4 protein-coding genes and 1 pseudogene are annotated in these 4,471 nt (G+C 57.9%); all 5 read right to left on the bottom strand.

Features of this window, described 5'->3' with window-relative positions; translation table 11 throughout:
* Positions 1–309 (bottom strand): annotated as a pseudogene (locus tag QZ571_RS18270) (alginate lyase); the annotation flags it as partial.
* 80 nt (positions 310–389) lie between these two features.
* Positions 390–1,937, bottom strand: coding sequence for an extracellular solute-binding protein (locus tag QZ571_RS18265; protein WP_295537580.1), 1,548 nt, complete (start codon positions 1,935–1,937; stop codon positions 390–392).
* A gap of 27 nt (positions 1,938–1,964) precedes the next feature.
* Positions 1,965–2,846, bottom strand: coding sequence for a carbohydrate ABC transporter permease (locus QZ571_RS18260; protein ID WP_295537578.1), 882 nt, complete (start codon positions 2,844–2,846; stop codon positions 1,965–1,967).
* 12 nt (positions 2,847–2,858) lie between these two features.
* Positions 2,859–3,854 (bottom strand): sugar ABC transporter permease, encoded by a 996-nt coding sequence (locus QZ571_RS18255; protein WP_295537576.1) that lies wholly within the window; start codon positions 3,852–3,854, stop codon positions 2,859–2,861.
* Positions 3,851–4,471: TOBE domain-containing protein (locus QZ571_RS18250; protein WP_295537574.1), on the bottom strand; the 621-nt coding region annotated here is incomplete at its 5' end. The genes QZ571_RS18255 and QZ571_RS18250, both read right to left, overlap by 4 nt.

Genomic DNA, 4,471 nt, shown 5'->3' with positions numbered 1-4,471 from the left:
CCAACCGCTGACCGGCTTGCCGGTGGCAGGGTCGCACACGGCATAGGACCAGTGATAGGTGCCCGGCTCCAGCACCCGGTCGGGGGTAAAGAAATTCAGCGGGATATTACTAAAGACCTGCGTTTCGCGCGCACTGAATTTCGCATCGCGGGACAGGCGCAGCACATATTGCGCGCCATCCTCGATCACCGGCAGCCAAGTGAAACGCGGCGGGTTTTCGACGATCTGCGTGCTGTCAGTGGGCGCGCATTGAAGTGTCCGGCGGCCAGGTTGCGGCCCGCCAAGCGAGGGAAGGGTCGTGCCGGGCATCTTGGGCTATCCGTTTTTCTGGTATGTCTCGAAGGGGTGGCGGCCGCATTCTGGCAGCCGCCACCCGGACCTTGCGGGTTTTATTTGGCGTATTGGCGCTTGTAGGCCGAGTTCATGACATCGATCACCTTGGGGTAACCCATCTTGTCGAGCGTCTTGACGTAGTCGTCCCAATCAGCCTTGATATTCCCGGTGCCAAGCACCCAGGCTTGCTGACGCTCCAGCATGTAGGTCAGGATTGAGGGCCAATACTTATCATAGATCGCCTGTTCATCCTTGGTGAAGGCAACCCCGAGGAACTGGTCGACCAGCAGATCATTGGCCTCATACAGCTCAATGCCCTTGCGCGCTATTTCCGGCGTCCATTGCCATTCATAGCGGTAATCCATCCAGTAGCCTTTAAAGATCTGCGCCCCAATGGAATACATCTGGCTGTTAACCGGCTTGTCGCTATTGAGCACCTCTGGCTTGAAGACGGGCTGACCGTCGATCATATCCCAAGTTTGACCCTCGACACCGAAATTCGACAGCAAGCGTCCCTGTTCGGTGAACCAGAAGTCGAAGTACTTGATCGTTTCGACGGGATTCTTGTTCATGTAGCTGATTGCCCAGCCATCCGGTTTCACCGGGATTCGGCGGTTCTCTTCCATGCGCACGCCCTTAGCCGAGGCTGGCGGCAGGAAGGGTACGAATTTGAAGCCGGGGATCTTGTCGGCAAGCGCGGTATTGTAATTCGCCGTCGAGGCGAACCAGTCATGGGTCATCCCGCCAAGGTTCTCGCCCAGCAGGTAGTCGCGTGAGGAATTGCCGCGCGTAAAGACCTCGGGGTCGATCAGCCCTTCCTTGTACCACTGGGCCACATGCGACAGGCCATCACGATAGGCCTCTTGCGCGTAGGGGTGCAGAACCTTGCCGTCCTCGACATAGAAGTCATGCGGCGTGTCCGAGCCCGTCGAGCGCGCATCCCAAAGCGTCACGAGGCGGATCATTTCAGTCCATTCGCTGACAAAGAATGGCACTTCGTCCTTCTTGCCATCCCCGTTCGGGTCGCCATCGCGGAACGCCACCAGCACATCATGCAGCTCGTCCACGGTCTGAGGCACTTGCAGGCCCAGCTTGTCCAGCCAGTCCTGACGGATGAACCATGCGCGGGCGAATTTGCCGTCCGGGAAATAGGGGATGTAGTAGTAATTCCCGTCATAGGCCGAGATCGCTTCCTGCAGGCCGGGGTGGGAATCCCAGAACGCCTGGATATGGGGCGCGTGTTCCTTGACCAGATCGTTGAGCGGCATGAAGGCACCCTGCGGCCCATACTCGTTCACCGGCTGCTTGATCAGGTGACCGCCCACGATGTCGGGCATCTTCCCCTGCGCCAGCAGTAGGTTCATTGCCTCGATATCGTCGGTCGTGTTCTTGCCGACGGTGGCGTCTTTCAGGTGAATACCGGTCAGCTCGCGCGCGCGCTGTTCGACAGGCCAGCTTTCGATATAGCCCTGCGAGCGTGCCCAATGAAAATGGATACTCAGATCAAGCGGCTTGTCCACGATCTTGGGCGTATCGGCTGCGAACACCTTCCCGCTCAGCGTGGTCGAAGCGAGCATCGACAGGATAAAAGTTCTTCTACGCATAGTTTCCTCCATTTATGCGATCCGAGTTCATTCCTTCACGCCGCCCATCAGGATGCCCTTGCTGAAATATTTCTGCAGGAACGGGTAGATGAACAGGATCGGGATGATCGAGCAGACCATGATCGCTGCAGTCACCGTCTCGACCGAGAAGGGTGCGGTGAGCATCTTGCTCGAAAAATCCTGGTTATTGGAAAGCGTCGTGATCACGTGGCGCAGATAGACCTGAAGCGGGATTTTCTTTTCGTCCTGCAACAGGACCATCGCCCAAAAAAAGCCGTTCCAGCGCGAGACGACGCAAAATAGGGCCACCGTGGCGATCGCGGGTTTTGACAGCGGCATATAGACCTTCCAGAGCACCTGGAATTCATTGGCCCCGTCCATCCGCGCAGCTTCCTCAAAGCTCTTGGGGATGCTCTCGAAGAAGTTGCGCAGCAATATGACGTTGAAGCCGTTGACCGCAAAGCCGATGATGATGCCCAAATAGCTGTCCAGCAGGCCAAGATCGCGCATGTTCAAGAAGAACGGGATCAGCCCGGCGTGAAACCACATGGTAAAAGCCACCATCAGGTTCCAGAACCGCCGCCCCACCAGTTGCGGGCGCGACAGCGCATAGGCGCCAGGGATGATGAAGGCGAGGCTCATCAGCGTGCCGCCAATCGTGTAGATGAAAGTATTCTTGTAGCTGATCCAGAATTCAGGATCGAAGATCACCTGCTTGTAAGCCTCAAGCGTAAAGCCCACCGGCGTAAGCACGACACTGCCCGCGCGCGCCGCGAAACCCGTGCTCATCGACAGCGAAGCGATGTAGATGAACGGGTAGAGTGTCGCGATCGTGAACAACCCGATCAGGATCATGTTGAGGATGACGAACAGCCGGTCGCCGCGCGAATAGAGATTCATGTTGGCCATGACCTGTCCTCCTTACCAGAGCGAGGTGCGCGAGAAGCGCTTGGAGAGCGTGTTTGCGGTCATCACCAAAATGAAGGCGACAACGGCGTTAAACAGGCCCGCGGCGGCGGCAAGATCATATTGCCCGCCTTGAATGCCCTGCCGATAGATGAAGGTGTTGACCACATCCCCGGTCTGATAGGTCGAGGGCTGATACAGTAGGATGATCATCTCGAAGCTGACTTCCAGCATGCTGCCGATGCGGATGATCAGCATGATGATGATGGTCGGCATGATCGAGGGAAGCGTGATCTTCCACATCATCTGCCAGCGGCTTGCCCCATCCACCACCGCGCTTTCATAGAGCGTCGGAGAGATGCTTGCGATTGCGGCGAGATAGACGATCGACTGGAACCCCGCCTCTTGCCAGATTCCGGTGCCGATGAAGATCGGGCGGAACCATTCGGGCTTGGTCAGGAAATAGACTCGATCCATCCCGAACCAGCTTAGCACCGTGTTCACGATGCCCGCCGAGGGCGAAAATGCGGTGATGACGATCCCAGCCAAAATCACTGACGAGATGAAATGCGGCAGATAGACGATCGTTTGGGCGGTTTTTTTGAAGGATTGCTTGAGGATCTCGTTGAACATCAACGCCAGCAGGATCGGCATCGGAAAGCCGAAGATCAAGCCGTAAAAACTGATGATAACCGTGTTACGCAGGGCGCGCAGGAACTGGTCGCTCGCGAACAGGGTATGGAAATGTTCGAACCCGGCCCATGGGCTGCCCGCGATGCCGCGAAACACCGAATAATCCTTGAAAGCAATCTGCAGCCCGTACATCGGCTTGTAGAGAAAGACGAGCAGCCAAAGGATGAGCGGAAGCAGCATCACATAAAGCTGCCATTCCCGCGCCAAATGGCCCGTCACCCGCTCGATCCGCGTGCGCTTGCGCGCGCGCCCCGCCTCGCTGGCATCAAAGACCAACTCCTCGGTCTTGGGACCGGTGAAATTGGGATCGCTGGTCATTGTGTTTGCCCCTGACCCGCCAGCGCCTGCCCCGTCTCTCCATCAAAGACGCGGATCAGATGTGGCGCGATGGTAAATCCCGACACGCTGTCCAGCGGCGCCGTGCGCCCAACCGTTTCGGCGCGGATGACAAAGGGTGCACCTTGTAGCGTGGTGTGGATCAGGGCTTCCGAGCCAAGGGTTTCCACCAGATCTACCTCGATCGCGATGCGGTTGGGCGCGTCGTCATCGGTCACGCTCACAAATTCCGGGCGGATGCCCAACGTGACCTCTGTGCCCACCGCGTTCTGCAGCGCAGGCAGCGGTTGCAATGCGATACGCCCCCCCTCGAATTCTGCGCAAGGCGCATGCTCGCCCGCGACGATCTTAGCTTTGAGCATATTCATCGGCGGAGAGCCGAGGAAACCTGCAACAAAGGTATTGGCCGGGTTGAGGAAGAGCTCCATGGGCGAGCCGATCTGCTCGATCCGGCCGTCATGCATGACGACGATACGGTCGGCCAGCGTCATCGCCTCGACCTGGTCATGGGTGACATAGATCGAGGTGGCGCCAAGCCGCTTGTGCAGCCGCTTGATCTCGGCGCGCATCTGGGTGCGCAGCTTGGCATCGAGGTTGGG

The organism is uncultured Thioclava sp. (assembly GCF_913064665.1).
In the GTDB taxonomy this organism is placed as follows: domain Bacteria; phylum Pseudomonadota; class Alphaproteobacteria; order Rhodobacterales; family Rhodobacteraceae; genus Thioclava; species Thioclava arctica.
The sequence above is the reverse complement of the archived record's forward strand: the minus strand, read 5'-3'. Positions and strand labels throughout refer to the sequence as shown.

Bases quoted from the DNA above. Each gene is read 5' to 3' on its own strand.
- QZ571_RS18260 (WP_295537578.1), bottom strand. From the start codon at position 2,846: ATGGCCAACATGAATCTCTATTCGCGCGGCGACCGGCTGTTCGTCATC.
- QZ571_RS18255 (WP_295537576.1), bottom strand. From the start codon at position 3,854: ATGACCAGCGATCCCAATTTCACCGGTCCCAAGACCGAGGAGTTGGTC.
- QZ571_RS18265 (WP_295537580.1), bottom strand. From the start codon at position 1,937: ATGCGTAGAAGAACTTTTATCCTGTCGATGCTCGCTTCGACCACGCTG.